This window comes from Priestia sp. BR_2 (assembly GCF_041954005.1).
Classification (GTDB): Bacteria; Bacillota; Bacilli; order Paenibacillales; family Paenibacillaceae; genus Paenibacillus_AQ; species Paenibacillus_AQ lautus_A.
In genome coordinates, this window is sequence record NZ_JAVFHM010000167.1 from 1 (window position 1) to 662 (window position 662).

Consider the following 662-nt stretch of genomic DNA (forward strand, 5'->3'; position numbering starts at 1 on the left):
TGCTCCTGCCTTTTCGGCACTTAATGCTCGAGCTACCTGATCATCTTGGCTTGTCATTTGATTCGGAATAATGATGGCGGGTACATTAAAGAATAATAATTCGTGGAATGAGTTATAACCACTGGCGGTTATTGCCAAGTCAAAAGCGTTATAATAGGATGAGGTAGGATAATCCCGTATAATTATCAAATTTTCTTGTTCAGGGATTTGTAGTTTTTTCCCTATAATTGATTCGCTTATTACAATAGAGATATCGTTTCTTTTCCTTAATGCGGTAAGGATGTTGGAGATAGTAGGATTGATATCATTAATATTTCCTGCTCCCAGGCTTATGAAGACAAGTTTATGATTTTCTGGAACCTTCCATTTTTTTCTTAGACTCTCTCTACTTAATAATTCACTTTTCTCTAAATAAATTATTGGGTCGCTGTAATAGTGTTTACCTGCTTTCTGTTCTTCTTGAGGTATAAATAGTTCCTTAGGAACAATTATCATATCAAATTCTTTTTCTTTCTTATCTACTTCAGGACGGACATTCTTTCCTAGTCCCCTTCTCATCCATACTTTTTTCATGCCTTTTGTTTCACGCATTGAAGTTATTAATCCTGCATACGGATATACCCCATCAAAGAAAAGTAAATTAGGCTGATGGAGCTTTATAA

Annotated in this window: 1 protein-coding gene; it reads right to left on the bottom strand. The window is 35.0% G+C overall.

The features are described from left to right. Positions 1 to 591: glycosyltransferase (locus RB298_RS08260; RefSeq protein ID WP_486046745.1), on the bottom strand; the 591-nt coding region annotated here is incomplete at its 3' end. Between the last annotated feature and the right edge of the window lie 71 nt (positions 592 to 662).